26 protein-coding genes and 1 other RNA gene are annotated in these 25388 nt (G+C 65.6%); 5 read left to right on the top strand and 22 right to left on the bottom strand.

Translation table 11 applies throughout. The features are described 5' to 3' along the window. Window positions 1-124: 124 nt before the first annotated feature. Complete coding sequence (locus CI41S_RS31525; protein ID WP_139863023.1) at window positions 125-844, bottom strand: TetR/AcrR family transcriptional regulator; 720 nt, start codon at window positions 842-844, stop codon at window positions 125-127. A gap of 111 nt (window positions 845-955) precedes the next feature. Between CI41S_RS31525 and CI41S_RS31520 the strand changes: the two genes are divergently transcribed. Next, window positions 956-1576 (top strand): hypothetical protein, encoded by a 621-nt coding sequence (locus CI41S_RS31520; protein ID WP_139863022.1) that lies wholly within the window; start codon window positions 956-958, stop codon window positions 1574-1576. Between the two features lie 104 nt (window positions 1577-1680). On the opposite strand, the gene CI41S_RS31515 is transcribed toward CI41S_RS31520, so the two are convergent. Then, a complete protein-coding gene (locus tag CI41S_RS31515) occupies window positions 1681-1914 on the bottom strand; it encodes a hypothetical protein (RefSeq protein WP_139485652.1) in 234 nt (77 codons plus the stop codon). Window positions 1915-2109: 195 nt separating this feature from the next. Between CI41S_RS31515 and CI41S_RS31510 the strand changes: the two genes are divergently transcribed. Next, window positions 2110-3153, top strand: coding sequence for an adenylate/guanylate cyclase domain-containing protein (locus CI41S_RS31510; RefSeq protein WP_139863021.1), 1044 nt, complete (start codon window positions 2110-2112; stop codon window positions 3151-3153). A 142-nt stretch (window positions 3154-3295) separates the two neighbouring features. Further along, on the top strand, window positions 3296-4402 hold the full coding sequence (locus tag CI41S_RS31505; RefSeq protein ID WP_139863020.1) for a DUF2336 domain-containing protein: 1107 nt from the start codon (window positions 3296-3298) through the stop codon (window positions 4400-4402). 182 nt (window positions 4403-4584) lie between these two features. On the opposite strand, the gene ilvC is transcribed toward CI41S_RS31505, so the two are convergent. From ilvC to miaA, 8 genes are all read right to left on the bottom strand, one after another. Next, window positions 4585-5604 carry a ketol-acid reductoisomerase gene (gene ilvC, locus CI41S_RS31500; RefSeq protein WP_139485593.1) on the bottom strand — a complete coding sequence of 340 codons (1020 nt, stop codon included), beginning with the start codon at window positions 5602-5604 and terminating at the stop codon, window positions 4585-4587. Window positions 5605-5755: 151 nt separating this feature from the next. After that, entirely contained in the window at window positions 5756-6364 is a 609-nt protein-coding gene (locus tag CI41S_RS31495; protein ID WP_139485594.1) for a LysE family translocator, read from the bottom strand. Window positions 6365-6371: 7 nt separating this feature from the next. Further along, the gene (locus CI41S_RS31490) at window positions 6372-7250 is read right to left on the bottom strand and encodes an EamA family transporter (protein ID WP_139863019.1); all 879 of its coding nucleotides are present in this window, start codon (window positions 7248-7250) and stop codon (window positions 6372-6374) included. Between the two features lie 43 nt (window positions 7251-7293). Continuing rightward, window positions 7294-7989 (bottom strand): class I SAM-dependent methyltransferase, encoded by a 696-nt coding sequence (locus CI41S_RS31485; protein WP_139863018.1) that lies wholly within the window; start codon window positions 7987-7989, stop codon window positions 7294-7296. A 3-nt stretch (window positions 7990-7992) separates the two neighbouring features. Then, entirely contained in the window at window positions 7993-8535 is a 543-nt protein-coding gene (ilvN, locus tag CI41S_RS31480) for an acetolactate synthase small subunit (RefSeq protein ID WP_139485597.1), read from the bottom strand. Between the two features lie 21 nt (window positions 8536-8556). Further along, complete coding sequence (locus CI41S_RS31475) at window positions 8557-9543, bottom strand: threonine dehydratase (protein WP_139863017.1); 987 nt, start codon at window positions 9541-9543, stop codon at window positions 8557-8559. Between the two features lie 150 nt (window positions 9544-9693). Then, window positions 9694-11469: an acetolactate synthase 3 large subunit gene (locus CI41S_RS31470; RefSeq protein ID WP_139485599.1), complete on the bottom strand. Its 1776-nt coding sequence runs from the start codon at window positions 11467-11469 to the stop codon at window positions 9694-9696. A gap of 437 nt (window positions 11470-11906) precedes the next feature. Then, complete coding sequence (miaA, locus tag CI41S_RS31465; RefSeq protein ID WP_139863539.1) at window positions 11907-12830, bottom strand: tRNA (adenosine(37)-N6)-dimethylallyltransferase MiaA; 924 nt, start codon at window positions 12828-12830, stop codon at window positions 11907-11909. Here miaA and serB point away from each other — a divergent pair. Beyond that, the gene (serB, locus tag CI41S_RS31460) at window positions 12829-13731 is read left to right on the top strand and encodes a phosphoserine phosphatase SerB (protein ID WP_139863016.1); all 903 of its coding nucleotides are present in this window, start codon (window positions 12829-12831) and stop codon (window positions 13729-13731) included. The genes miaA and serB overlap by 2 nt on opposite strands. A 250-nt stretch (window positions 13732-13981) precedes the next feature. On the opposite strand, the gene CI41S_RS31455 is transcribed toward serB, so the two are convergent. From CI41S_RS31455 to CI41S_RS31400, 12 genes are all read right to left on the bottom strand, one after another. Beyond that, window positions 13982-15487: a Do family serine endopeptidase gene (locus CI41S_RS31455; RefSeq protein ID WP_139485602.1), complete on the bottom strand. Its 1506-nt coding sequence runs from the start codon at window positions 15485-15487 to the stop codon at window positions 13982-13984. 249 nt (window positions 15488-15736) lie between these two features. Next, window positions 15737-15937 (bottom strand): DUF2065 domain-containing protein, encoded by a 201-nt coding sequence (locus CI41S_RS31450; RefSeq protein ID WP_139863015.1) that lies wholly within the window; start codon window positions 15935-15937, stop codon window positions 15737-15739. An 80-nt stretch (window positions 15938-16017) separates the two neighbouring features. After that, on the bottom strand, window positions 16018-16917 hold the full coding sequence (gene hflC, locus CI41S_RS31445) for a protease modulator HflC (protein WP_139485604.1): 900 nt from the start codon (window positions 16915-16917) through the stop codon (window positions 16018-16020). Further along, window positions 16914-18059: an FtsH protease activity modulator HflK gene (gene hflK / locus CI41S_RS31440; protein WP_139485605.1), complete on the bottom strand. Its 1146-nt coding sequence runs from the start codon at window positions 18057-18059 to the stop codon at window positions 16914-16916. Before hflK ends, hflC begins: the two co-directional genes overlap by 4 nt. A 148-nt stretch (window positions 18060-18207) precedes the next feature. Beyond that, window positions 18208-18720, bottom strand: a complete 513-nt coding sequence (locus tag CI41S_RS31435; RefSeq protein ID WP_139863011.1) for a dihydrofolate reductase — start codon at window positions 18718-18720, stop codon at window positions 18208-18210. Next, a complete protein-coding gene (locus CI41S_RS31430) occupies window positions 18720-19205 on the bottom strand; it encodes a GNAT family N-acetyltransferase (RefSeq protein ID WP_139863010.1) in 486 nt (161 codons plus the stop codon). The genes CI41S_RS31435 and CI41S_RS31430 overlap by 1 nt, the downstream gene beginning before the upstream one ends. 7 nt (window positions 19206-19212) lie before the next feature. Next, window positions 19213-20007 carry a thymidylate synthase gene (locus CI41S_RS31425; protein ID WP_139863538.1) on the bottom strand — a complete coding sequence of 265 codons (795 nt, stop codon included), beginning with the start codon at window positions 20005-20007 and terminating at the stop codon, window positions 19213-19215. 177 nt (window positions 20008-20184) lie between these two features. Then, window positions 20185-21162: a tripartite tricarboxylate transporter substrate binding protein BugD gene (locus CI41S_RS31420; protein WP_139863009.1), complete on the bottom strand. Its 978-nt coding sequence runs from the start codon at window positions 21160-21162 to the stop codon at window positions 20185-20187. A gap of 130 nt (window positions 21163-21292) precedes the next feature. Continuing rightward, entirely contained in the window at window positions 21293-22807 is a 1515-nt protein-coding gene (locus CI41S_RS31415) for a tripartite tricarboxylate transporter permease (RefSeq protein ID WP_172627066.1), read from the bottom strand. Window positions 22808-22814: 7 nt separating this feature from the next. Further along, a complete protein-coding gene (locus CI41S_RS31410) occupies window positions 22815-23636 on the bottom strand; it encodes a tripartite tricarboxylate transporter TctB family protein (protein WP_139863008.1) in 822 nt (273 codons plus the stop codon). Window positions 23637-23725: 89 nt separating this feature from the next. Next, complete coding sequence (locus tag CI41S_RS31405) at window positions 23726-24259, bottom strand: chromate transporter (protein WP_139863007.1); 534 nt, start codon at window positions 24257-24259, stop codon at window positions 23726-23728. Then, window positions 24256-24867 carry a chromate transporter gene (locus tag CI41S_RS31400; protein ID WP_172628261.1) on the bottom strand — a complete coding sequence of 204 codons (612 nt, stop codon included), beginning with the start codon at window positions 24865-24867 and terminating at the stop codon, window positions 24256-24258. The genes CI41S_RS31405 and CI41S_RS31400 overlap by 4 nt, the downstream gene beginning before the upstream one ends. 77 nt (window positions 24868-24944) lie before the next feature. Here CI41S_RS31400 and ssrA point away from each other — a divergent pair. Continuing rightward, window positions 24945-25311, top strand: a transfer-messenger RNA (tmRNA) gene (ssrA, locus tag CI41S_RS31395). Window positions 25312-25388: the final 77 nt, after the last annotated feature.

The raw sequence follows: 25388 nt of genomic DNA, 5'->3' as shown, positions 1-25388 counted from the left end.
GCAACGGCCAGGAGGCACACCGCACAGCCGGTATCTGTGCCGCGTCATAAAACCGTAATTGAATCGTCATGAACGCGCAATGAATTTGCCGCTGCGAATTCGGAGTAGTCAGCGGCTGCGCGGCTTAGCCTTTCGCCGCGGGCGCGCGCCGGGCGATCCCGGCGATGAAGAGATCGACGATGCTTGCGGCCATCGCCTCGGCCTCCGCGTCGCTGACGCCCCAGCGCGGCAAGTGGCCGTCGATATGCATCCGTGCAAAACCATAGACCAGCGCGCGGCCGGCGATCTGGACCTGCTTCAGATCGTGCGCCCCGAGCTGGCCGGCCGAATGCGCATCCGCGAGCGTGCGCGCGGTGAGCGCGATCAGCTCGGCATTGTCGCTGGAGACCTCGGCCGAGCGATCGTGGTCGAAAAAGCGGCGGCTGGAGATGATCTCGAAATGGGTCGGGTTCCGCATCGCCCAGCGCAGATAGGCGATCCCGAGGCAGCGGAAGCGGCCTAGCGGATCGCCCGGCGCCGCACCGGCCAGCGCCGCCTCGATCTCGGCGCGGAAGCGGCGCTGCGCCTCCTCCGCCACCGCGTTCATCAGGGCGTCCCGGCTCGGGAAATGCCGGAACGGCGCCCCCGGCGATACCCCGGCACGGCGGGCGGCCTCGCGGACGCTGACCGCGTCCGGCCCGCCCTCGCCGACCAATTGCATCGCGGCCTCGATCAGGACCCGCCGGAGGTCGCCGTGGTGATAGGGCCGGGCCGCCGGCGGAGGCGCCGCGGCCGCACGCGGCTTGGGCGATCGGCGTTTGGCGAGCGAGCTCTTGGCAGGCGGGTTCTTGGCGGGGCGACGCATGCCGGATGCTCTAGCATCACCGGCTTGTGAATGTAAGCGCTGATTACACCGATTGACGACACCTCGCCCCGCTATGTAACTGGTGATTACATTAAAGACGGGAGGCAGCACATGGCGATGCGTCAAGACTGGTTCGAGGGCTGGCGGCTGTTCGCCCTGCTGGCGCTGACCCTGATCGGGCTTTCGATCTGGATCGCTGGGATGCGGCAGTTCGAGGTCGAGGGCGTGCGGATGGTGATCCGCTTCACGGCGCGCACCTCGCTGCTGTTGTTCTGCCTCGCCTTCTCCGCCGCGGCCCTGGCGCGGCTCTGGCCGAACGCCTGGACGCGCTGGCAGCGCCGCAACCGCCGCTATCTCGGCGTCAGCTTTGCGGCCTCGCACGCCGTCCATGCCGTCGCGATCGGCTGCTTCGCGGTGCTCGATCCGATCGGCTTCGCGGACGCCACCTCGGTCGTGTCCTACATTTTTGGCGGCATCGGCTATGCCTTCATCATCGCGCTGACCGCGACCTCGTTCAACCGCACCGCGGCGATGCTCGGCCCGCGCGCCTGGCGCGCGCTGCATCTTGTCGGCGGCTATTATCTGCTGGCGCAGTTTGCGGTGTCGTTCGGCAAGCGCATCCCGGAGATGCCGCTGTACGCGCTGTTCCTGATCCCGCTCGCCGCTGTGTTCGCGCTGCGGATGATCAGCATGGCCCAGCGGTCCGCGCCGCGCCCGGTGCGAGCCGGCTAGGGCATGATCCGGAAAAGTGTGAAGCGGCTTTCCGAAAAGATCATGCTCAAGAAAAAGAACTAAAGCGCGATGATGGCTCAACCCAATCTCATCGCGCTTTAGCGCTACACCAGGCGGAATTTGCGGCCAAGCTGGCGATGCACCGACAGGACGCCGCGGTCGACATCGCTGATCAGGCTGTCGCCCAGCACGACATTCGGGATCTCCCAGTTGCGGCCGATCCGCACATCCGGCAGCGCGACCACGACAGGCACGCGCGCCGTTTCGCATCCCGGCTGGGCGCGCAATGCATCCTCCGCAAGGCGGGTCAGTTCATCCTGGTTTTTCGCATCGATCATGGCGGTCGGCGTGCCACCGGAAGATGGCTCACTGATGGCCGAGAGGTTCCCGTTCCCCGGTCCTGCGATCAGGTCGGCGTAGTCGGACGGCCCACGAGCGCAATGGCATGCAAGCCCGGCCGATCGCAAAACCAGGGGGCGCGGCGGCTGGCCATCCCGCCCCGCGCGGGATATCTCAGACAGTGTGGAGGGATCATGCGGCGCTCGCTGATGCCTGCGGTCGTTCTGGCGGTGTTCGGCCTGCTCGTCGGCGGGCTGTTTCGCTATGTCTTCGACCAATCCGACGAGGCGTCGGTCGCGAACTATCTGCGCAGCGCCCTCGAAGGCGCCGCCATCAGCCTGATCATCTGGAGCACGCACCTCTATCTGACCGCACGCGGCGCCTGGCTGCGGCGGCGGCCGCTCATTGTCGATCTGCTCGTCCGCTCCGTCATCCTGGCCGTCGTCGTCGCGGTCGCCGCGATGGTGCTGGAAGTCATTCTGTACGGGCACGGGCTCGAGGCGAAGTGGATCCGCGAGACCTTTCTCAAGATCATCGGCCTCTCGCTGCTGCTCTCGATCCCGATCACGACCATCTACGAGCTGGTCCGGATGATCGGCGGACGCACGCTGTTCAACGTCGCGCTGGGACGCTACCGCCAGCCGGTGCGCGAGGAGCGCGTGCTGCTGTTTCTCGATCTGGTCGGCTCGACGACGGTCGCCGAAGCCGTGGGCGAATTGCGCGTGCAGGAGCTGCTGACCCGCTTCTTCTTCGACATCGACGAAGCCATCGTGGCGCATGGCGGCGAGGTGCATGCCTATGTCGGCGACGAGGTGATCGTGACCTGGCTGGTCGACACTGGGCGGCCGTCGCGGCGCTGGCTCGACTGCGTGTTTGCGATCGAGGACCGCCTGGCGCAACGCGCCGACCACTACCGCAAGGAATTCGGCATGGTGCCGGCGTTTCGCGCCGGGATCCATGCCGGTCCTGTCGTCGTCGGCGAATGCGGGGATTCGCGGCGGCAGATCGCCTATTTCGGCGACACCATGAACGTCACGGCGCGGCTGCAGCAGCACTGCAAGGAGGCGAACCGGCCGCTGTTGATCTCGGGCGAGCTGAACCGCCTGCTTCCTCAGGCCGACGACCTCGTCATCGAGCCGCTCGGCGCGACCCAGTTGCGCGGACGTGCGGCGCCGGTCGAGGTCTTCGCGGTCGCGCCCGCCGCCGCCGTCGTGCTGAAAAAATCCTTAAAGTTGTGAAAGTTGAAGCCGGTCCGGTCGCGGCCTGTTAAGGATGCATTGCACCCGTATTTGCCACGGGTTTCGGCTTAACACAGGCGTAACATCACATGTTGCATCGTGATCGCAGGTGTCATCCAACAAACAACAAGGTTGCCCATCAATGGCGCAACAGGCGTCAGAATCGATTATTGCCGAACTCGAAGATGCGGTCCGGGACGGGACCTCGACCAGGCGCGTGCAGACGCTGCGCCGGGTCACGGACCTGTTCCTGAACGACGGCGACCGGCTCAACGATGAGCAGGTCAAGGTGTTCGACGACGTGCTCTGCCTCCTGGTCGCGCGCGTCGAGACGCGGGCGCGGGCCGAGTTGTCCAAGCGGCTTGCGCCGCGCGACTACGCACCATTCGAGGTGATCCAGTATCTCGCCTGGGACGACGATATCAGCGTCGCCGGCGAGGTGCTGACCCATTCCAGCCGCCTCAGCCCGGAGGCGCTGCGCGAGATCGCCAGCACCAAGGGACAGGATCATCTGTTTGCGATCTCGGCGCGCGAGAACCTGCCCGAGGTCGTCACCGACGTGATCATCGGCCGCGGTGAGGACCGGGTGATCCGGCGGCTCGCCAAGAACGCCAGCGCCCAGTTCTCCGACGACGGCTATTCCAACATCGTCGCCCGCGCCGAGCAGGACGACGAGTTGGTCGAGATCCTCGGGCTGCGGCTCGACCTTCCGGCCAAGCTGCTGCATGACCTGCTGGCCCGCGCCAAGGCCACGGTGCGCGCCCGCTTGCTCGCGATCGCGCCGCCCGCGGTGCGCGACGATATCCGCCAGGTGCTCGACCACATCGCCGAGCAGGAGGCCGCCACCCCGCGCCGCAATTACGGCATCGCGGAAGAGTATGTGAAGCTGATGAAGCAGCTCAACGAGCTCGACGATGCGGCGGTCTACAAATTCGCCGAGGCCGGCAAGTTCGACGAGGTCACGGTCGCGCTCGCCGTGCTCAACGACATGCCGATCGTGATGGTGGAACGCCTGATGCTCGGCATGCGCTCGGACCTGATCCTGATCCCGTGCCGCTCGGCGCGGCTGAACTGGCCGACGGTGGAATCCATCCTGCGCCGGCGGCCGCTGCCGCATCCGCTCGACGACGCGACCCTTGAGGTCGCACAGCGCGACTACCGGCGGCTGTCGCTGGAAACGGCGCAGCGTACCGTGCGGTTCTGGCAGCTCCACAACCGGATCGAGAAGCAGCCGGCGGCGGTAGGGTAGCCTCCGGCGTCGTACATCCCCGTCATTCGAGCCAACGGATCGCGCGAATGCGCGCCCGATGACAGGCTCCGCGAAGCAATCCATGTCTCCGCTTGCCGCACGATGGATTGCTTCGCTTCGCTCGCAATGACGAAAGCGGACCACACGGTGGGCACGGCTCAGCGTGCCCACCCTGCGCAGTCTCAGTTCTTGCTCTTGTCGACCAGCGCGCCCTTCTTGATCCAGGGCATCATGTCGCGCAGCTTCTCGCCGACCTGCTCGATCGGGTGCGCGGCGAGCTTGGCGCGGGTCGCCTTGAACGAGGTCTGGTTGACCTTGTTCTCCAGCATCCAGTCGCGGGCGAACTTGCCGGACTGGATGTCGTTGAGGACGCGCTTCATCTCCTTCTTGGTCTCGTCGGTGACGATGCGCGGGCCGGTGACGTACTCGCCGTATTCGGCGGTGTTGGAGATCGAGTAGTTCATGTTGGCGATGCCGCCTTCATAGATCAGGTCGACGATCAGCTTCACCTCGTGCAGGCACTCGAAATAGGCCATCTCCGGCGCGTAGCCGGCCTCAACCAGCGTCTCGTAGCCGCCCTTGATCAGCTCGACCAGGCCGCCGCAGAGCACCACCTGCTCGCCGAACAGATCGGTCTCGCACTCTTCCTTGAAGGTGGTCTCGATGATGCCGGCGCGGCCGCCGCCGATCGCCGAGGCGTAGCTGAGGCCGAGGTCATGGGCGTTGCCGGAGGAATCCTTGGCAATCGCGATCAGGCAGGGCACGCCGCCGCCGCGCTGATATTCCGAGCGCACGGTGTGGCCGGGGCCCTTCGGCGCGATCATCAGCACGTCGAGGTCGGCGCGCGGGTCGAGCAGGTTGAAGTGCACGTTGAGGCCGTGGGCGAACACCAGCGCCGCGCCCTTCTTCATGTTGTCGTGCAGATGCTCGCGATAGATGTCGCCCTGCAGCTCGTCCGGGGTCAGCATCATGACGAGGTCGGCCCATTTGGCGGCCTCGGCGACTTCCATCACCTTGAAGCCGGCGTTCTCGGCCTTCTTGGCCGAGGCCGAGCCCTTGCGCAGCGCGATCGCTACTTCCTTGACGCCGGAATCCTTCAGGTTGAGCGCATGGGCGTGGCCCTGGCTGCCATAGCCAACGATGGCGACCTTCTTGCCCTTGATCAGGTTCAGGTCGGCATCGCGATCGTAGTAAACTCGCATCGTGGTTTCCTCGTTTGCAGGGGGCCGAACATCGGCCGATGGATCAGGCTTTCGGAAGGACAGAACCGCCGGGCGCCCGCGAATTTCCGGCGTTGTCTAGAGCATTTTCCCCGTCAGGGGAAACCCCCATCTCGCATGGCGCGGTGCGGCATCATGCGTCCATGAAGACCGGGTAGAGCGAGGCCAGGAGCAGGATGGCCATCGCCACATTGAAGATCCGGATCGCCAGGTGCGAGGTCAGGATCGGCCGCAGCGCGGTGCCGAACAGCGCCCAGACCGTACAGGACACCGTGCCCAGCAGCAGGCTGAGGCCGACCTGGATCGCGATATTCCAGGGAAATGTGGCAATCGCGGCATAGGCGGTGATGGTGCCGATCACCATCACCCAGCCCTTGGCGTTGATCCACTGGAACATGGCCGCGCCCCAGAACGTCATCGGGCCGCGGCCCGCCTTCTCGTCCTTGTCCGCCGAGGGCGGCTCGGCCATGGCGATGATGGCGGCCAGATAGATCAGATAGGCGACGCCGCCATATTTGAGGATCGTCTGCAGCACCGGATAGGCGAGGAAGATGGTGCCGAGCCCGACGCCGACCGCGCCGACCATGAAGGCGAAGCCGACCGTGATGCCGGCGATATGCGGCACCGTGCGGCGGAAGCCGTAGGTCAGGCCGGACGACAGCAGCATGATGTTGTTGGGGCCCGGGGTGAAGAACATCACGACGGCGAACACGACAAAGGCGAACAGCAACGAACTGGACATGGTGCCCTCACGCGACTTTCGGCAGAACTTTAGGCCGCTTCGACAGCAGCATGACGGCGATGCCGGCGATCACCGTGATCATGCCGGCCAGCCGCAGCGGCCCGAATTTTTCACCAAATACGATGCTCGAGGCCGCCGAGCCGACAAACGGCACCAGCAGCGCGAACGGCACCACCTGTGCGGCCGGGTAGTCCCGCAGCAGCCGACCCCACAGCCAGTAGGCGATGCTGGTCGAGATGGTGCCGACGAACAGCATCGAGACGATGCCGGCCGGTGACAGATGCCACAGCGCCTGCCCCAGCGGCAGCGGTCCCAGGGTGACGAATGACAGGATGAACAATGGCACCGCCGCGCAAAGGCACAGCCACGCGAACAGGTCGAACATGCGCGCGCCCTGCGCCGGCCGCAGCAGCAGGTTGCCGATCGCGAACGAGATCGGTGAGATCATCAGGATGGCAAAAGCGGTGACGCTGAAGTCGTAGCCGACGGTACCGCAGATCATCAGCAGGCCGAACGCGGCAATCGCAATGCCAACCGTCTGCATCCGCGACGGTAGTTCGCCGAACAGCACGGCGGCAAAGCCGATGGTGAACAGCGCCTGACTTTGCACGATCACGCTGGTGAGCCCGACCGGCACGCCATGCGCGATGGCAATCGACTGCGCCAGGAATTGGCCGAGGAACAGCGTGAAGCTGATGGCGATCAGGAGCGGCCACGAGACCTGGGCCGGCTTGCGCACGAACAGGCACGGCACCGCCGCGATGCCAAAGCGCAGCGCGGTCATCAATTCCGGGGGCAGCTCATCGAGCGCGATCCGGCTTGCGACGAACGCAAGCCCCCAGATCACCGCGACCATGACGGCGATGCCAACATCGGCCGGCTTCATTGTTGTTCGTCTTTTGCTTCCGTTTCGCTTCTGGCGTCGGCGTCTAGATCTGTTCGTCCGGCTTCGGTTTGCGCAGCAGATAAGTGCCGTGCAGCGGCGCGTGATAGTCGGCCGAGACCAGCGCGAAGCCGGTCTCGGTCAGCATGCGCTCCATCACCCAGCCGAAGGTCGAGTATTCGTCACGCATGTGGGTCATCACGCTGTCGCGCTCGAAATCGTGGTTCTTGATCGAGAAATCCGCCCAGCCCTCGACGTCGCGCTCGACGCCGTCGGGCATGCTGACGAACACCATGTCGCGCAGATAGAAGTTGGCGCCCGGCTTCAGCGCGTTGAAGATCCGCGACATCGCCACCGCCTTCCAGAAGTCCGGCAAGTGGTGCAGCGTGAACTCGCTGACGATCAAATCATACGAATTCGCCTGATAGGCGAAGGACAAGAGCCCGGCCGGCTGGGTCCGGATGTTCGCCTTGCGGTCGCGCGCGTAAATCTCGGCGAGCCCGAGCATCGCCGGCGAGATGTCGATGGCGTCGACTTCGGCGCCCATCAAGGCGGCCTCGGTCGCCAGCACGCCGTTGCCGCAACCGATGTCGGCGACCCGCCAGCCCGGCTTGACGCCGAGCGTGGTCAGCGCCTGGCGGGCGCGGGCATCGCTGTCCTCGGTGACGTCATAGATCGAGGCCACCGCGGTATCGAGCCCGACCCGCCGCCGTTGGGTGTAGTACCAGTCGCGCGCCAACATGATTCACATCCCTTCCGGCCCGCGCGTGATCGCGGCCACCCCGGTTCGTGACACCTCGACCAGCCCCAGCGGGCGCATCAGGTCGATGAACTGATTGATCTTGGACGAATTGCCTGTGATCTCGAACACGAAGCTCTCGGTCGTGGCGTCGATCACCCGGGCGCGGAACGCATCGGCCAGCCGCAGCGCCTCGACGCGGTGGTCGCCGGTGCCGCGCACCTTGACCATCGCGAGCTCGCGCTCGATCGCCTGCCCGGTCAGCGTCATGTCGACGACGCGATAGACCGGGATCATGCGATCGAGCTGATGCTTGATCTGCTGGATCACCATCGGCGTGCCCGTGGTGACGATGGTGATGCGCGAGAGATGTTTCTGGCTCTCGGTCTCCGAGACGGTGAGACTATCGATGTTGTAGCCGCGGCCGGAGAACAAGCCGATCACGCGGGCGAGCACGCCGGGCTCGTTCTGCACGAGCACGGACAGCGTGTGCGTCTCGTTGGGATCGTGGCGCTCTTCCAGGAAGTAGGCGGATGCGGGCTGGTTCATTGTCGTCCCCTTGGATTCTTCTCACGCCACCGCGCGCTGCGCGGCCGGCGCGGCCTCCGTCCCGATCCATGACCGGAACAGATCGAAATCGATATTGCCGCCGCTCAGGATCAGGCCGACCCGCTTGCCGGCGAGCCTGGCTTTTTCCTGCAGCGCGGCAGCGAGCGCCGCGGCACCGGCGCCTTCGGCGAGATTGTGGGTATCGGTCCAGTAGGCGCGGATCGCGTCAGCGACCTCGTCGTCAGTGACCTGCACGATGCGCGAGGCGCCCTTGCGGATTAGCGCCAACGCCTCGGGATCGGGAATCCGCGTCGCCATGCCATCGGCCCGGGTATTGCTTGTCTCGGTGGTGACGATCTTGCCTGACGCAAATGACAACGCGTAGGACGGCGCCTCGGTCGACTGCACGCCGACGATCTCGGTCTTCAGTCCGAGCAGGTCGCGCGCCATGATGCAGCCGCAGATGCCGGAGCCCTGCCCGATCGGCACATAGAGCGTGTCGAGGTCCGCCGTCGCGCGGAACAGCTCGAGCGCGTAGGTCGCAACCCCCAGCACCAGGTCCGGGTGGAATGACGGCACCATGTGCAGCCCGGCGAACTGGGCGCGGCGCTCGGCCTCTTCCCGGGCGGCCTGAAAATCGTCGCCGTGCTCGACCAGCTCGGCGCCGAACGCGCGCATGGCGCGATTCTTCTCGACCGAGTTGCTGCGCGGCACATAGATCACCGCCGGCACGCCGTGCCGGCCGGCGGCAAAGGCGAGGCTCTGGCCGTGATTGCCGCGGGTCGCCGAGATGATGCCGGGCACATCGGGCCGCTCGCGCTTCAGCCGCTCGAGATAGACCAGGCCACCGCGCACCTTGAAGGCGCCGATCGGCGTGTGGTTCTCATGCTTGACCACGACGGAAGTGCCGAGCCGCTCCGCCAGCAGTGGCCAGGCATGCGTCGGCGTCGGCGGCACCGCGGTGCCGACGATCCGGTGGGCGCGTTCGAGCTCGCTGAGATCAAACATGGGTGCTTTCTGACCGACCTTCGTTGCTGTCATCCCCGCGAAAGCGGGGATCCAGTATTCCAGAGACACTAGCGATCAAACGAGACGCCGCGGCGTACTGGATCGCCCGGTCAAGCCGGGCGATGACAGCGGAATGTGTGTCCCCCATCGTCACACCAGCGCCTTGCCGGCGGCAAAAGCGTTGGCGGTGGCCTCGCTGGTCGCCTCTTCCGGCAGCAGCATCTCGTTGTGTGCCTTGCCCGACGGGATCATCGGGAAGCAGTTTTCCAGTGCCGCGACGCGGCAATCGAACAGCACCGGGCGCTTGATCGAGATCATCTCCTTGATCGCGCCGTCGAGATCGGCCGGCTTGGACGCCCGCAGCCCGACGCAGCCATAGGCGTCGGCGAGCTTGACGAAGTCGGGCAGCGCCTCCGAGTAGGAATGCGACAGGCGGTTGCCGTGCAGCAGCTGCTGCCACTGCCGCACCATGCCCATGTACTGGTTGTTCAGGATGAAGATCTTGATCGGCAGCTCGAACTGCACCGCCGTCGACATCTCCTGGATCGTCATCTGCACCGAGGCGTCGCCGGCGATGTCGATCACCAGGCTGTCGGGATGCGCGACCTGCACGCCGACTGCGGCCGGCAGGCCGTAGCCCATGGTGCCGAGGCCGCCCGAGGTCATCCAGCGATGCGGCTCCTCGAAGCCGTAGAACTGCGCCGCCCACATCTGATGCTGGCCGACTTCGGTCGTGATGTAGGTGTCCTTGCCGCGGGTCAGCTCGAACAGCCGCTGAATGGCATATTGCGGCAGGATGATATCGTTGTTCTTCTTGTAGGACAGCGAGTTGCGCGCGCGCCATTGCGCGATCTGCTGCCACCACGACTTGATGTCGGGCTTCTTGGCCTCCGCCTTGAACACCTGCAGGAGGTCGCCGAGCACGTTGGCGGCGTCGCCGATGATCGGCACGTCGACGCGAATGTTCTTGTTGATCGAGGACGGATCGATGTCGATATGGATCTTCTTCGAGTTCGGCGAGAACGCGTCGGTGCGGCCGGTGATGCGGTCGTCGAAGCGCGCGCCGACGCACAGCATGACGTCGCAATCATGCATGGTCATGTTGGCTTCGTAGGTGCCGTGCATGCCGAGCATGCCGAGCCAGTTCGGCCCCGAGGCCGGATAGGCCCCGAGCCCCATCAGCGTCGAGGTGATCGGGAAGCCGGTGGCCTCGACGAACTGGCGCAGCAGCTTCGAGGCTTCCGGGCCGGCATTGATCACGCCGCCGCCGGAATAGATCACGGGGCGTTTGGCGTTGGCGAGCAGCGCCACCGCCTTGCGGATCTGCATCGCATCGCCCTTGACGCGCGGCGTGTAGGAGACATGCACGTCGGACTTGCGCGGCGGATGATAGGTGCCGGTCGCGAACTGCACGTCCTTCGGCACGTCGACCACGACCGGGCCGGGCCGGCCGGTGGTGGCGACATAGAAGGCCTCGTGCAGCACCCTGGCGAGGTCGTTGACGTCGCGCACCAGCCAGTTGTGCTTGGTTGCGGGCCGCGTGATGCCGACGGTGTCGCATTCCTGGAACGCGTCATTGCCGATCAGGTGCGTCGGCACCTGGCCGGTGATGCAGACCAGCGGGATCGAGTCCATCAGCGCATCGGTCAGCGGCGTCACCATGTTGGTAGCGCCGGGGCCCGAGGTCACCAGCACCACGCCGGGCTTGCCGGTCGAGCGCGCATAGCCCTCGGCGGCGTGGCCGGCGCCCTGCTCATGGCGGACCAGGATGTGCTCGACCTCGCTCTGCTGGAAAATCTCGTCATAGATCGGAAGCACCGCGCCGCCGGGATAGCCGAAGACATGCAGCACGCCGTGATCGATGAGCGCGCGCACGATCATCGCGGCGCCGGTCATCTGATTGGGATCGTGGCTCTTGTCGGTCATGGCTCACTCCGGATGCGCCTGGTTTGGCGCGGTTTTCTTGCAAGCTTGCTTCGGGAAATAAAAAAGGGCCCCAGAGGCCCCATGCACACCGCCTGAATTTGGATGGCCGCTAGCCATCCCCGGCGGTGTGCCTGGGTACGACGGCGATAAGCAGTTTGGTAATAATGTTGCGCATGCGACTGCTCGGGCTTCCCAAAGGTTGCGCGAAACATAGCGGCCAAAGCCCGAATGTCAAGGCAAGGCAAGCATTTTCGCGGCTTTTTGGAGTGTAACGGGGTTCCGGCCGTTCGGCGAGTGTTTTTGCGTGGCAAAACGCGCATGGCAGACGGGCGCGGGCCGCCAGCAGCAGACGGGTAGCCCGGATGGAGCTAAGCGCAATCCGGGAGAGGCCCCTCCGTGGCTGCAGACCCCCCGGATTACGTTGCGCTCCATCCGGGTTACGAAATCCCGAGCCATTCCCCGGCGCCCTCCGGCGCCACCCATTCGAATTCCGGCAGCTGGTGACGAAACCAGGTGAACTGGCGCTTTGCATAGTGACGGGTATCGGCCCGGCCGATCTCGGCGGCGTCATCCCGGCTGATCTCCCCTTTGAGGTGGCGTATCAGCGCCGGCACGCCGTGGGCCTTCATGGCCGGCAGCAGCGGATCGAGCCCGCGGGCCGCCAGACGTTCGACCTCGTCGAGCGCGCCGGCCTTGAGCATGGTGCCGAACCGCGCATCGATCCGCTGATACAGCCGCTCGCGCTCGGGCGCGAGAAACAGCGCGCGGAACTCGCCGGTCGGCAGCAGCGGCGGCTGGCCTTCGCGATGCCAGTCCGGCAGCGCCCGCCCGGTGGCCTCCACGACCTCGAGCGCGCGCGCGATGCGGGTGCGGTCGCGCGGCTTCAGCCGCTCGGCCGACACCGGATCGCGCTGTGCGAGCGCGGCATGCAGCGCCTCGACGCCGCCCTGCTCCAGCCGCGCGCGCACGGCTTCGCGCACCGCGGCGGGGATCGGCGGCACCGCCGACAGCCCCCGCGTCAGCGCCTTGAAATAGAGACCGGAGCCGCCGATGAAGATCGCCGTCCGCCCTTGCGCGCGCACCTCCGCCAGCACCCTCGCCGCGTCGGCCACCCAGGCGCCGGCGGAGAAATTCACGGCAGCATCGACATGGCCGTAGAGCCGGTGCGGAACCAGCGCCTCCTCGGCCGCGGTCGGCCGCGCCGTAATGATCCGCAAATCGCGGTAGACCTGCATGGAGTCGGTGTTGATCACGACGCCGCCGGTTGCCTGGGCGAGCGCCAGCGCCAGCGCCGACTTGCCGCTGGCGGTCGGCCCTGCGATAAGCACGGCCTTGTCCAACAATTTCGAATGCGCCTGCATGTCCCTCGTTGCCACGCTGATCTGCAATCCCGCAAGCCCCGCGCTCGACTCCACCATCGTCGACGGCGCGCGGGCGGTGCTGCCGTCGGCCGGCCCGGCGCATTGGCTGTTCAACGAAGTTGCCGTGGACATTCCGTTCGAGAGCCAAGACACCGGCAGCGCGGACGTCAAGGCCATCGAAGCCCGCCTGCGCGCGGCGCGCGGCGACCTGCCGATCGACATTGTCGTGCAGCCGCGGATCGCCCGGCGCAAGAAGCTTTTTCTGGCCGATATGGATTCCACCATGATCGGCCAGGAGTGCATCGACGAACTCGCCGATTTCGCCGGGCTGAAGGCCCACGTTGCAGGGATCACCGAGCGCGCGATGCGCGGCGAGATCGACTTCGAGCCGGCACTGCGCGAGCGCGTGGCGCTGCTCAAGGATCTCCCGGTCAGCGTGGTCGACGAGGTGCTGGAGAAGCGCATCACGCTGACGCCGGGCGGCCGCCAGCTTGTCATGACCATGCGCGCGCACGGCGCCTACACCTGCCTGATCTCGGGCGGCTTCACGCTGTTCACCAACGTGGTCGCGGAGCGGATCGGCTTCCAGGAGAACCGCGCCAACCGGTTGCAGGTCGAGAACGGCAAGCTGACCGGCGAGGTGATCGAGCCGATCCTCGGCCGCGCCACCAAGCTCGCCACCCTGATCGAGCTGACGGAATCCTTCGACCTCGACGACATCGACACGCTGGTGGTCGGCGATGGCGCCAACGACCTCGGCATGATCGAGGCCGCCGGCCTCGGCGTCGCCTATCACGCCAAGCCGGCAGTCGCGGCCGCCGCCGCGGGCCGGATCGATCACGGCGACCTCACCGCGCTATTGTATGCGCAGGGCTATCGGCGCGACGAATTCGTGGAATAAGGCGGTCCGCAGGGCGATCGCGGGGGCGAACTGCCAATATGGCGAAAACAACCCCATGCAAAGTAGCCGGCGGTCGACCGGGCGACTTGACACGTCGGGCAACTCAGGGGTAATCTTTTATTATTCCGAAATAGTGTGCCCTCGCCCCGGGGACGGTCCGCAGGACCGAGCCCCGAACCTCAAGTCGGGCAAATCGTTCGAGCTTCCGGGTTCGATGCTTCGCATCGCCCCGGAATGACTCTGCAGGGGTCTACTGCACGCCGAGCGCCACGAACCGCAGTTCGCCGTCCCCGTTGGAGACCAGCAGCAGCACCGACTTCTTGCCGTCCTTCTTGAGCTGGTCGACGCGCTTCTTGATGTCGGCGGCGTTGCTGACCGCCTCCTGCGCCACCTCGACGATGACGTCGCCGGCCGACAGCCGCTTCTCGGCGGCATCGGAATTGTTGTCGACCCCGGTGACGATGACGCCCTTCACGCTGTCCTTGATCTTGTACTTGGTGCGCAGGTCCTTGCTCAGCGCCGCCAGATCGAGACCGAGCGCCTTCTGGGTCACCGGCTTCTCGGCGGTATCATCCTTCGGCTTGGCGTTGACCTGCTGGACCTTGTCGTTGTCCTCGAGACGGCCGAGGGTGACCTTGCGCGTCTCCTCATTACCCTTGCGGATGACGACGACCTCGACCTCCTTGCCGACCGCGGTGTCGGCGACGATGCGCGACAGGTCCTTCGGGTCCTTGACGTCCTTGCCGTCGAACTTCACGACGACGTCGCCGGGCTCGATGCCGGCCGGCTTGGCCGGGCCCTTGTCGTCGACGCCGGCGACCAGCGCGCCGCGCGCCGGCTTGATGTTGAGGCTGTCGGCGATCTCGTCGGTGACCTGCTGGATGCGCACGCCGAGCCAGCCGCGGCGCAGCTCACCGAACTTCTGCAGCTGGTCGACCACGCCGGCCACGGTCTTCGACGGCACCGCGAAGCCGAGGCCGATCGAACCGCCGGTCGGCGAAATGATCAGCGTGTTGACGCCAACCACCTCGCCGTCGAGGTTGAACAGCGGCCCGCCGGAATTGCCGCGGTTGATCGAGGCGTCGGTCTGGATGTAGCTGTCATAGGGTCCCTGGCTGATGTCGCGGTTCTTGGCCGAGACGATGCCCGCGGTCACGGAGCCGCCGAGGCTGAACGGGTTGCCGATCGCGATCACCCATTCGCCGAGACGCAGCTTGTCGCTGTCGCCGAACTTGACCGCGGTGAGCGGCTTCGGCGGCTTGAACTTCAGCACCGCAAGGTCGGTCTTCTTGTCGACGCCGACCACCTCGGCCTTCACCTTGGTGCCATCGTTGAGAATGACATTGATCTCGTCGGCGTCTGCGATGACGTGGTTGTTGGTGACGACGACGCCCGCGGCGTCGACGATGAAGCCGGAGCCGAGCGAGTTGGTCTTGCGCGGCTGGAAGTCGCCGCCCTTGTCGCCGCCCTTGCTGCCGCCCGGCCCGCGGCGGTTCTTGAAGAAGTCGTCGAAGAATTCCTCGAACGGCGAGCCCGGCGGCAGTTGCGGCATCGCGCCGCCGCCACCTTTGGCCTCAACGTTCTGCGACGTCGAGATGTTGACGACGGCGTCGATCACCTTCTCGGCGGTGTCGGCGATGCCTTCAGGACCGCGCGCGAACGCCGGCACCGAGCTCAGCACGGTCGCAGCACCGATCGAGATCGCAGCCCCCATCAGGCGGAGGCGGCGGCTCAGGGCTGGTCTGGCAGCGGTCATGTCGGAATCTCTCCAGGCAAGCGGGTCGAAAATCATTGGTCACAGAGTGCGCCCGAACCGGCGTGCGGGCAAGCATCTCAGCCGGGCATTTCGGCGAAAAACCGGCTGCAGAAGGCTCACGATTGCGTAGAGTTTACGTCGTCATTCCGGGGCAGCCCGACGAGGCTGAACCCGGAATCTCGAGGTTCCCCGGTGCGCAATTGCGCACCTGAGGCTCATGCTTCGCATCGCCCCGGAACGACAATCTCTCTACTTTCGCACCAGCCAGATCAGGATCAGCCCGACCACCGCCGAACCGATGCCGACGACGCGCAGGATGTTGTCCGGCGTCTCCAGCGCGCTCTTCATCGCCCGGCGCATCCAGGACGGGCTTGCCGCGAACAGGATGCCTTCGAGCACGAACAGGATTCCCAAGCCGATGAGGAAGTCGCCGAACGCTATGGACCTCATCAGATGGCAACCTCCCGCTCGATGCTTCTTGTTGTTTGACGGCGGCGAGGCGTGATCCGCTTCGCCGCCGTGCCGCGACGCTACTGTTTGGGCGCAGCGGCCGCCTCAGGCGCCTTGCCGCTAGCGCTGCCGAAATATTTGAAGAACTCCGAATCCGGCCGCAACAGGAAACGCGTATCGCTGGAGCGCAGGCCGTTCTCATAGGCCGTCATCGAGCGATAGAACGCGAAGAAGTCCTGATCCTTGCCATAGGCTTCGGCGAACAGGCGGTTGCGCTCGGCATCGCCGGCGCCACGGGTCTGGTCGGCGGTCGAGTTCGCCTCGGCCACGATCACGGTGGCCTCGCGATCGGCCTTGGACCGGATCTCCTGCGCCTTCTGGCGGCCCTGGGCGCGGAACTCGGCGGCCTCGCGTTGCCGCTCCGTCTTCATCCGCTCGTAGACGGCCTGGCTGTTCTGCTCGGGCAGGTCGGCGCGGCGGATCCTGACGTCGACGACCTCGATGCCGTAGCCGTCGGCTTCCCTGTCGAGCTGCTCGCGGATCCGCGACATCAGGCGCTCGCGCTCGTCGCGCACCACCGTGATGAAGCTGACCTCGCCGAGCACGCGGCGCAGCGCTGCGTTCAACAGCGTGGTCAGCTGGATGTTGGCGGCCTGGATCGAGCCGACGCTGGTGTAGAAGCGCAGCGCATTCTTGATGCGATAGCGCGCGAAGGCGTCGACGACGAGCCGCTTCTGGTCGGAGGCGATCACCTCCTGCGACGGGTTCTCCAGATCGAGAATCCGCTTGTCGATGTTGATCACGGAATTCCAGGGCGCCTTGAAGTGCAGCCCGGGGTCCGTGACGATTTCGACCGGCTCGCCGAACCGCAGGACGATGGTCTGCTCGGTCTGCTGCACCGTGAACATCGAGCTGTAGGCGAGCGCGAGCACCACGAACAGGACGATCAGGGTCATGATGCCCGTGACGGGGGACCTCATCGGGTGCCTCCCTGCTGCTGCTGGCCGGTGGTGGCCGCCGGTGCTGCGGGACGCCGCGGCGTCAATTCGCCGAGCGGCAGATAGGGCACGATGTTCTGGCCCGCGCCGCCGTCATAAACCAGCTTCTCGGAGCCGCCGAGCACGCGTTCCATGGTCTCCAGGTAGATCCGCTCACGCGTCACGTCGGGTGCCTTCTTGTACTCTTCATAGACCTTCAGGAAGCGCGCGCTCTGGCCCTTGGCCTCGGCGACCGCCTGCTCCTTGTAGCCTTCGGCGGCCTGCAGGATCTGCGCGGCGCGGCCGCGCGCCTCGGGCACGACGCTGTTGGCATAAGTCTGCGCCTCGTTCTGCAGACGCTCGAAGTCGGCGCGCGCAGCCTGCACGTCGCGGAACGCGTCGATCACCTGCGCCGGCGGGTCGACCTTCTGCATCTGCACCTGGGTGATCTGGATGCCGGCACCGTAGGTGTCGAGCGTCTTCTGCATCAGTTCCTGGACGTTCTGCTCGGTGACGTTGCGGGCGCCGGTCAGGATCGGCTGGATCTGGGAGCGGCCGATCACCTCGCGCATCGCGCTTTCGGCAACCGCCTTCACGGTGCCTTCGGGATTCTGGATGTTGAACAGGAAGGCGCCGGCGCCGCCCGGCTTGATCCGCCACAACACGGTGAAGTCGACGTCGACGATGTTTTCGTCGCCCGTCAGCATCAGACTCTCCTCCGGCACGTCGCGCATGGTGCGGCCGCGCCGGGAAGGATCGTCGATCAGGGTCATGCCGATCGAGATCGTGCTGACGCGCAGTGCCTTCGGCAGCAGCACCGTCTCGATCGGATACGGCAGGTGATAGCGCAGGCCCGGCTGGGCGTCGCGCACATACTTGCCGAAGCGCAGCACGACGCCGAGCTCCTCCGACTGCACGCGGAAGATGCCGGTCGCAAACCAGATCACCAGCGCGGCGGCCACGACCAGCGCGACCCCCATGCCGCTGAAATGCCCGCCGGGCAGCCACTGCTGCAGCCGGTCCTGGCCGCGGCGCAGCAGGTCCTCAAGGTCCGGCGGCCTCGGCCCGACCGACTGCGGACCGGAGCCCCATGGTCCTTTCGGACCCGAGCCCCACGGCCCCCCGCCCTGATTTTTCCACGGCATCAAATCTCTCCTCGGGCAAGCCCGGACCGGATCGGTCAAGGGCTCGAATGTCCGGCCCGGTTATAGGGGACCGTCGGGACCCTTACAACGCAAGCTTCATGGCGGGACGAGCTATGCGCCGGGGCATAATTGTCAATGCAAACATTGGTTAACCGCGGCCGCGCCGACGATATGTCACATACGAAAAGTCGGCGCTGTCGCCCTCGCCGGCCGGATGCCGCACGCGCGCCACCTCTTCCCAGTGCTTCGCATCGATGGCGTCGAACCGCGTGTTACCCTCCGGCCTGGCATGGACTTCGGTAAGCTCGAGGCGATCGGCGACATCCATCCATTGCCGGTAGATTTCCGCGCCGCCGATCACGGCGATCTCAGTGGCGAAACGCCGCAGCGCGTCGCCGAGCGCAACCGCGCGGGCACTCTCGAACGACGTCGTGACGATCACCCCGCGCGCCCGGTAGGCGGGATCGCGCGTCACCACGATGTTGGTGCGCCCGGCAAGCGGCCGGCGCAGCGATTCAAAGGTCTTGCGTCCCATCACGACCGGCTTGTTCATGGTGATGGCCTTGAAGCGCTGCTGGTCGGCCTTGAGCCGCCACGGAATTGCATTGTCGCGGCCGATCACGCCGTTCTCGGCGACTGCAACGACGAGCACGATCTCCATCAACGCGCCCCTTCCGCCAGCGCCGCGAGCGCCGGGCCGGAGACGCGGCAGATCGTCCATTCGTCCATCAGCTCGGCACCGAGCGATTTGTAGAATGCGATCGACGGCGCATTCCAGTCCAGCACCGCCCATTGCAGGCGCGACCAGCCCTGCGCGACGCATTCCCTTGCAAGATGCATCAGCAACGCCTTGCCGATGCCCTTGCCGCGCAACGCCGGACGCACGAACAGGTCTTCGAGATAGATGCCATGGCGGCCGGCGAAGGTGGAGAAGTTGACGAACCACACCGCGAAGCCGGCCGGCTCGCCATTCCATTCGGCGATGTCGCAGTACAGCCGCGGATTGGCGCCGAACAGCGCCTCGGCGATGTCGGCCTCGCTGGCCTGCACCTCGTGCAGCAGCTTCTCGTATTCGGCGAGCTCACGGACCAGCGAGAACACCAGTCCGGCCTCGTCGGGCCGCGCGCGGCGGATGGTGAGAGACATCAATCCCTCACACCGCGACTTCGGCCTTGATGTGCGGATGCGGGTCGTAACCTTCGAGTTTGAAGTCCTCGTAGCGGAACGCGAAGATGTCCTTCACGTCGGGATTGATCGTCATGGTCGGCAGCGGCCGCGTCGGCCGCGTCAATTGCAGGCGCGCCTGCTCGAGATGGTTCGAGTAGAGATGCGCATCGCCGAGCGAATGCACGAAGTCGCCCGGCTTCAGGCCGGTGACCTGCGCGACCATCATCGTCAGCAGCGCATAGGAGGCGATGTTGAAGGGCACGCCGAGGAAGACGTCGCCGGAGCGCTGATAGAGCTGGCACGACAATTTGCCGTTCGCGACATAGAACTGGAACAGGCAGTGGCACGGCGGCAGCGCCATCTTGTCGACCTCGGCCGGATTCCAGGCGCTGACGATCAGCCGCCGCGAGTCCGGATTGCGCTTGATCATCTCGATCACGCCAGCGATCTGGTCGATGCTGTGGCCGTCGGGTGCGGGCCACGAGCGCCATTGCGAGCCGTAGACCGGACCGAGATCGCCATTGGCGTCGGCCCATTCGTCCCAGATCGTGACACCGTTGTCGTTGAGATATTTGATGTTGGTGTCGCCGGCGAGGAACCAGAGCAGTTCGTGCACGATCGCCTTCAGCGGCAGCCGCTTTGTCGTCAGCATCGGGAAGCCGGCCGACAGATTGAAGCGCATCTGATGGCCGAAGACCGACAGCGTGCCGGTGCCGGTGCGGTCATGCTTCTCCGCACCATCGGCGAGGATGCGTTCGAGCAGGTCGTGATACTGGTTCATGGGCGTCTGTTTCGGGGGCTCCAGGGAGCGGCGAATGTAGCGGCCGAGGCCGCCGGTCGACACGCCCGATTCGGCTGATTGCACCGATTATACCCTGAAAAATGAACACTCTTCCGGCAAACGACAAGGGGCGGAACTCGCGTTCCGCCCCTTGCCTATCTACCTGATTGCGCTGGTTTAAGTCGCCGGCTTGAGCACCGGCGTCCACTTCGCGATCTCGCTTTTGACGAGCGCGGCGAGCGCCTCCGGCGTGCGGTTGGCCGGCGCCGGGATCACGCTGCCAAGTTCGAGCAGCCGCTTCTTGACGTTCTCATCGTCGAGCGCCTTGACCGCAGCGGCGTTCAGCGTGGCGATGATCGCCGGCGAAGTTCCCTTCGGCGCGAAGATCGCGTTCCAGGCCTGGGCCTGGAACTCCGGCAGGCCGGCTTCCGTCGTGGTCGGCACGTTGGGCAGCGACGGATTGCGCTCGGGCGTTGCCACCGCGTAGGCCTTGATGGTGCCGGCGTTGATCTGCGGCACCGCGTTGACGATCTGGTCGCACATGTAGTCGACCTGGCCGGCGACCAGCGCGTTCATCGCGGGACCGGTGCCATTGAAGGGCACGCCGACCGGCTTGATCCCGAGGATCGAATTGAGCAGTTCGCAGGACACATGCGAGACCGAGCCGATGCCGGCATGCGCGGCGTTGACCTTCTCGGCATTGGCCTTCACGTAGGCGACGAACTCCTTGAGGTCCTTCGGCGGAAAATCCTTGCGGGCGAGGATCAGGATCGGCGTGCCGGCGAGCAGCGCGACCGGCTCGAAATCCTTTTCCGGATGGTAGGCGAGCTTCGGGTACAGCGGCGCGGAGGCCGCGTGCGTGCCCATATGCCCGGTGATCAACGTATAGCCGTCATTGGCGGCGCGCGCGGCCCGCGTGGCCCCGGTGGTACCGCCGGCGCCGACCACGTTCTCGATGATGATGCTCTGCCCCAGCGTCGGTGCCATGTGCCCGGTGACGATGCGCGAAATCACGTCGGTCGGCCCGCCGGCCGCGAACGGCACGATCATGGTGATGTTGCGCGTCGGATATTTTTGCGCCGCAGCGGGTGCAACTGCGCACAGCGAAGCGAGCGCAGCAAGGCAAGCGCCCGCAAACGAGCGAATGGGCATCATCTCAATCTCCTCGGAACGTCCAACCAACAAAAATGCCGGCCAATGGCCGGCATTTTCATTTCATGAAGCTGCCGTGAAAGTCTACTCGACTTCCGGCTGCGCGCCTGCGGCGCGCCGACGCAGGCCGCAGCTATCCCTCGGACTCCGTGAACACCTCGTCGCGCTTGGCACGCAGGCTCGGCAGTACCGCGAGCACCAAGAGGCCGGCCGCGATCGCAAGCAGCACCGCCGACAGCGGCCGCGAGAGGAACACGCTCCAATCGCCGCGCGAGATCAAGAGCGCACGGCGCAGGTTCTCCTCCATCAGCGGGCCGAGCACCATGCCGAGCAGCAGCGGTGCCGGCTCGAAATCGTGCTTGATCAGCCAGTAGCCGACCAGGCCGAACACGCCGGCGAGGATGACGTCGACCGGCGCGTTGTTCACCGAGTAGATGCCGATCGCGCAGAAGATCACGATCGAGGGGAACATCAGCCGGTACGGCACACGCAGCAGACGGACCCAGATGCCGACCAGCGGCAGGTTGATGATGATCAGCATCAGATTGCCGATCCACATCGAGGCGATCATGCCCCAGACCAGGTCGGGCTGCTTCTGCATCACCTGCGGACCCGGCACGATGCCGTGAATGGTCATCGCGCCGACCATCAACGCCATCACCGCGTTCGGCGGGATGCCGAGGGTGAGCAGCGGGATGAACGAGGTCTGCGCCGCGGCATTGTTGGCGCTTTCCGGCGCCGCCACGCCCTCGATCGCGCCGCGGCCGAACCGCGACGGATTTTTCGCCAGCTTCTTCTCCAGCGTATAGGCCGCGAACGAGGCGATCACGGCGCCGCCGCCCGGCAGGATGCCGAGGATCGAGCCGAGCACGGTGCCGCGCCCGATCGCCGGCGCCGAGTCGATGAGATCCTTTCTGGTCGGCATCAGGCCGGTGATCTTCTGCTGCACCAGATCGCGGCTCATCTCGGCGCCATGATCGAGGTTGCGGATGATCTCGGCGAAGCCGAACACGCCCATCGCCACGGTTGCAAAACCAAGGCCGTCCGCAAGTTCCGGGATGTTGAAGGCCATGCGCGAGGCGCCGGTCTCGATGTCGGAGCCGACCATCGACAGCAGCAGGCCGAACACGATCATGGCGATCGCCTTCAGCACGCTTCCCTTGGCGAGCACCACCGCGAAGATCAGGCCGAGCACCATCAGCGAGAAATATTCGGCCGGGCCGAACGCCAGCGCGAGCTTGGTCAGCGGCGCGCCGAGCACGGCGATCAGCACCGTTGCGACGCAGCCGGCGAAGAACGAGCCGATCGCGGCGATCGCCAGCGCCGGACCGGCACGGCCCTGCTTGGCCATCTGGTGGCCGTCGAGCGCGGTGACCACCGAGGTCGCCTCACCGGGAATATTGACCAGGATCGAGGTGGTCGAGCCGCCATACTGCGCGCCGTAATAGATGCCGGCGAGCATGATCAGCGCACCGACCGGCGGCAGGCCGAAGGTGATCGGCAGCAGCATCGCGACGGTGGCGATGGTGCCGATGCCCGGCAGCACGCCGACCAGCGTGCCGACCAGCGCACCGATCAGACACATCAGAAGGTTGATCGGCGAGAACGCGACCGCGAAACCGTGAGCGAGGTTGGCAAACAGATCCATCACGTCCTCACTGGATCAGAAAACGCGGGAACATCGGCATCGGAAGTCCGAGGATGTAGGGAAACAGGATCGCGCAGCCGAGCGTCAGGCAGGCGCCGACAATGACGGCCTCGAGCCACGTCGTCTCATGCGAACCGATCGCCGCGATCAGGAAGCTCGAAAATGCGGTGACGACGAGCCCGAGCGGCCGGATCGCCAGCGCGAAGAAGATGATCGCCGCCGACACGAACAGCGGCCCTCGCCAGGAATAGTGGGAAAGCCCCTCCCCCTCGTGGAGAAGCCCGGTCAGGGCGATGCTGGCGCTCAGCGCCACCAGCAGCACACCGAACATCCGCGGCGCGGTTCCGGCGCCGAAGGAGAAGCCGTGCATACCCTGCAGATCGCTGGACGCCCACAGCGCAAACAGCGCCACCGCCATCAGCACGACACCGCCGATATAGTCCTGCGGCGCCCGGATCCTGACGAACAGCGTCAGGATCGCGACGGCAAACAGAGGGTAGGAATAGATCAGCGCCAGAAGCTCGTCCGACGACAGCGTCGACTTCGCGGCCGCGGCAGCCGATCCCGGAGAAAAATAGCTCAGGATCATGCCGGGAACGGCGGCCAGAACGGCAATGAGGCTGGGGACCGAGGTCACGAGGGCCGTCAGATGCGCGGTCACCACCTGCAGCGGACCACGGCCGGCCCCCAGTCCGACGAGCGTTCCCAACGACCACACCAGTTCAAAGATCTGCGGCGCCAGCCCCAACAGGACGATTCCGAGCGCGACTGACGTATTTCGCGTCATATTGTCCGTCGCTGACGCCGTGTGGCCCATCGTGTCGGCCATGCGTGTCTCCTCCATGACCCGCTATCGCGGGCCTTGCTTCTTCTATCGGCTGGAATAGGTCCCGCCCCGCCCCTGCCTAGCGATTTTCGTCAGACAACGCCAGCAAAACCCAAGACGCCCCCGGCGAGCAGCAGCCAGAACGGATTGATCCGTGTCGCAAAGGCGAGTGCAGCTGCGATAATCGTGATCAGGGCCGCGATCCAACTTTGGTCTGATGTCCGCGCCAGGATCAGCCCGCTCGCCGCCATCAGGCCGATCGAGAGCGGAACAAGTGCGGCCTGGATGATCGCGGGCCAGCGTGCATGCTTCGAGCGCTCGAGGAAGCGGCTGACATAATAGGCCAACAGCGCAGTCGGCCCGCACATCGCGACCGTCGCTGCCAATGCGCCGCCGATCCCGGCGACGGAATAGCCGATCAGCGTCACGATCAGCACGTTCGGTCCCGGGGACAGTTGCGAGATCGCGAACACATCGGCGAACTGCTTGTCGGTCATCCAGTGATGGACGTCGACCGCGGCACGGTGCATTTCCGGTATAGCCGAATTGGCGCCGCCGACCGCAAACAGCGACATCAGGGCGAAGGTCCAGACCAGTTCCGCAATCGGATTGGAATTGCTGCTCATGCCTTCACCATGCGGCGCGTCAGGATCGTGATCGCAAGGCTCAGCGGGATCGCGACCAGCAGCACGATCTGCAGCGGCCATCGGATCAGGCCGATCGCCGCGAACACTGCGGTCAGGATGACGAGGCCGGTGACATCGCGCCGCTTGATTAGCGGCATCATCATCTTGAACACGACCGCGATCAGCAGCCCGACCGCGGCGCAGGCGACGCCGGCGAGGGTGCGGCGCAGCGCAGGGATATCGCCGTAATGCATGTAGAGCGCGGCCAGGATGGTCGCGATCACCATCGGCGGGCCGACCAGGCCGGCGAACGCCGCGAACCCGCCGGCGATGCCGCGGAAGCGCGCCCCGAACACGACCGACAGGTTGACGATGTTCGGCCCTGGCAGAAAATGGCACAGCGCGAAGGTCTCGTTGAATTCCTCCGCGGTCATCCAGCGGTGCTGCTCGACGATGCCCCGCCGGGCCCAGACCAGCACCCCGCCGAAGCCGGCCAGCGACATCTTGGCAAAGGCAAGGAACAGCTCGAGCAGGCCGGGCTGGGTGGGCGGGGATGGTGCAGAGGCATCCGGCGCCGGGGCGGCAACCGGCAGGGATTCCGGGGGCATGGGCAAAATCTAGAACGGCCACGGGACACAGGCCAACCCAAATCGGCGTGTTTTCACAGCCGAAGGCGCCTGAATCGGCACTGTTTTTCTCTGAGCCAGCCGCCTATATTGGGGGTGCCGGTTCGCCGGCTATGGAAATAAATGACCGTCGCAATAAACCATTCGGACCCGGGGGCGGTACCCGGCGCCTCCACCAAAGCCCATCCGGGGAACGTTTCCAGGGTGGCTTTTGGCGGGGGCGAAATAGGATCGACGAGGGCGTAAAGGGCGCGTTTTTTCTCGGTATGGTTCCGCCGACATCGGGCCAATGCAATAGTTGCCAACGACAACTTTGCTCCGGTTGCTCAGGCTGCGTAACGCAGTTTGAAAGACCATCTTAAAGTCCTAGCGGGTTAAGCTCCGCTAGGCGGGGTTCGGAGGCACCTGGCAACAGAAGCCTCCACTTCCACCTCTTTTTAGACCGGGGTGTTTCCGCCCTGCATTTTCAGTTTGCCGTCCCTGCTGATTTCCGGCTCCCGGCA

It is taken from the genome of Bradyrhizobium ivorense, assembly GCF_900696085.1.
Classification (GTDB): Bacteria; Pseudomonadota; Alphaproteobacteria; order Rhizobiales; family Xanthobacteraceae; genus Bradyrhizobium; species Bradyrhizobium ivorense.
Note: the sequence above shows the minus strand (reverse complement) of the source record. Positions and strands in the feature narration are given on the sequence as shown.

What these genes read in the sequence shown, in the direction of transcription:
- CI41S_RS31525 (WP_139863023.1), bottom strand. Translation starts at nt 844, where the DNA reads ATGCGTCGCCCCGCCAAGAACCCGCCTGCCAAGAGCTCGCTCGCCAAA.
- CI41S_RS31520 (WP_139863022.1), top strand. Translation starts at nt 956, where the DNA reads ATGGCGATGCGTCAAGACTGGTTCGAGGGCTGGCGGCTGTTCGCCCTG.
- CI41S_RS31515 (WP_139485652.1), bottom strand. Translation starts at nt 1,914, where the DNA reads ATGATCGATGCGAAAAACCAGGATGAACTGACCCGCCTTGCGGAGGAT.
- CI41S_RS31510 (WP_139863021.1), top strand. Translation starts at nt 2,110, where the DNA reads ATGCGGCGCTCGCTGATGCCTGCGGTCGTTCTGGCGGTGTTCGGCCTG.
- CI41S_RS31505 (WP_139863020.1), top strand. Translation starts at nt 3,296, where the DNA reads ATGGCGCAACAGGCGTCAGAATCGATTATTGCCGAACTCGAAGATGCG.
- ilvC (WP_139485593.1), bottom strand. Translation starts at nt 5,604, where the DNA reads ATGCGAGTTTACTACGATCGCGATGCCGACCTGAACCTGATCAAGGGC.
- CI41S_RS31495 (WP_139485594.1), bottom strand. Translation starts at nt 6,364, where the DNA reads ATGTCCAGTTCGTTGCTGTTCGCCTTTGTCGTGTTCGCCGTCGTGATG.
- CI41S_RS31490 (WP_139863019.1), bottom strand. Translation starts at nt 7,250, where the DNA reads ATGAAGCCGGCCGATGTTGGCATCGCCGTCATGGTCGCGGTGATCTGG.
- CI41S_RS31485 (WP_139863018.1), bottom strand. Translation starts at nt 7,989, where the DNA reads ATGTTGGCGCGCGACTGGTACTACACCCAACGGCGGCGGGTCGGGCTC.
- ilvN (WP_139485597.1), bottom strand. Translation starts at nt 8,535, where the DNA reads ATGAACCAGCCCGCATCCGCCTACTTCCTGGAAGAGCGCCACGATCCC.
- CI41S_RS31475 (WP_139863017.1), bottom strand. Translation starts at nt 9,543, where the DNA reads ATGTTTGATCTCAGCGAGCTCGAACGCGCCCACCGGATCGTCGGCACC.
- CI41S_RS31470 (WP_139485599.1), bottom strand. Translation starts at nt 11,469, where the DNA reads ATGACCGACAAGAGCCACGATCCCAATCAGATGACCGGCGCCGCGATG.
- serB (WP_139863016.1), top strand. Translation starts at nt 12,829, where the DNA reads ATGTCCCTCGTTGCCACGCTGATCTGCAATCCCGCAAGCCCCGCGCTC.
- miaA (WP_139863539.1), bottom strand. Translation starts at nt 12,830, where the DNA reads ATGCAGGCGCATTCGAAATTGTTGGACAAGGCCGTGCTTATCGCAGGG.
- CI41S_RS31455 (WP_139485602.1), bottom strand. Translation starts at nt 15,487, where the DNA reads ATGACCGCTGCCAGACCAGCCCTGAGCCGCCGCCTCCGCCTGATGGGG.
- CI41S_RS31450 (WP_139863015.1), bottom strand. Translation starts at nt 15,937, where the DNA reads ATGAGGTCCATAGCGTTCGGCGACTTCCTCATCGGCTTGGGAATCCTG.
- hflC (WP_139485604.1), bottom strand. Translation starts at nt 16,917, where the DNA reads ATGAGGTCCCCCGTCACGGGCATCATGACCCTGATCGTCCTGTTCGTG.
- hflK (WP_139485605.1), bottom strand. Translation starts at nt 18,059, where the DNA reads ATGCCGTGGAAAAATCAGGGCGGGGGGCCGTGGGGCTCGGGTCCGAAA.
- CI41S_RS31435 (WP_139863011.1), bottom strand. Translation starts at nt 18,720, where the DNA reads ATGGAGATCGTGCTCGTCGTTGCAGTCGCCGAGAACGGCGTGATCGGC.
- CI41S_RS31430 (WP_139863010.1), bottom strand. Translation starts at nt 19,205, where the DNA reads ATGTCTCTCACCATCCGCCGCGCGCGGCCCGACGAGGCCGGACTGGTG.
- CI41S_RS31425 (WP_139863538.1), bottom strand. Translation starts at nt 20,007, where the DNA reads ATGAACCAGTATCACGACCTGCTCGAACGCATCCTCGCCGATGGTGCG.
- CI41S_RS31420 (WP_139863009.1), bottom strand. Translation starts at nt 21,162, where the DNA reads ATGATGCCCATTCGCTCGTTTGCGGGCGCTTGCCTTGCTGCGCTCGCT.
- CI41S_RS31415 (WP_172627066.1), bottom strand. Translation starts at nt 22,807, where the DNA reads ATGGATCTGTTTGCCAACCTCGCTCACGGTTTCGCGGTCGCGTTCTCG.
- CI41S_RS31410 (WP_139863008.1), bottom strand. Translation starts at nt 23,636, where the DNA reads ATGGCCGACACGATGGGCCACACGGCGTCAGCGACGGACAATATGACG.
- CI41S_RS31405 (WP_139863007.1), bottom strand. Translation starts at nt 24,259, where the DNA reads ATGAGCAGCAATTCCAATCCGATTGCGGAACTGGTCTGGACCTTCGCC.
- CI41S_RS31400 (WP_172628261.1), bottom strand. Translation starts at nt 24,867, where the DNA reads ATGCCCCCGGAATCCCTGCCGGTTGCCGCCCCGGCGCCGGATGCCTCT.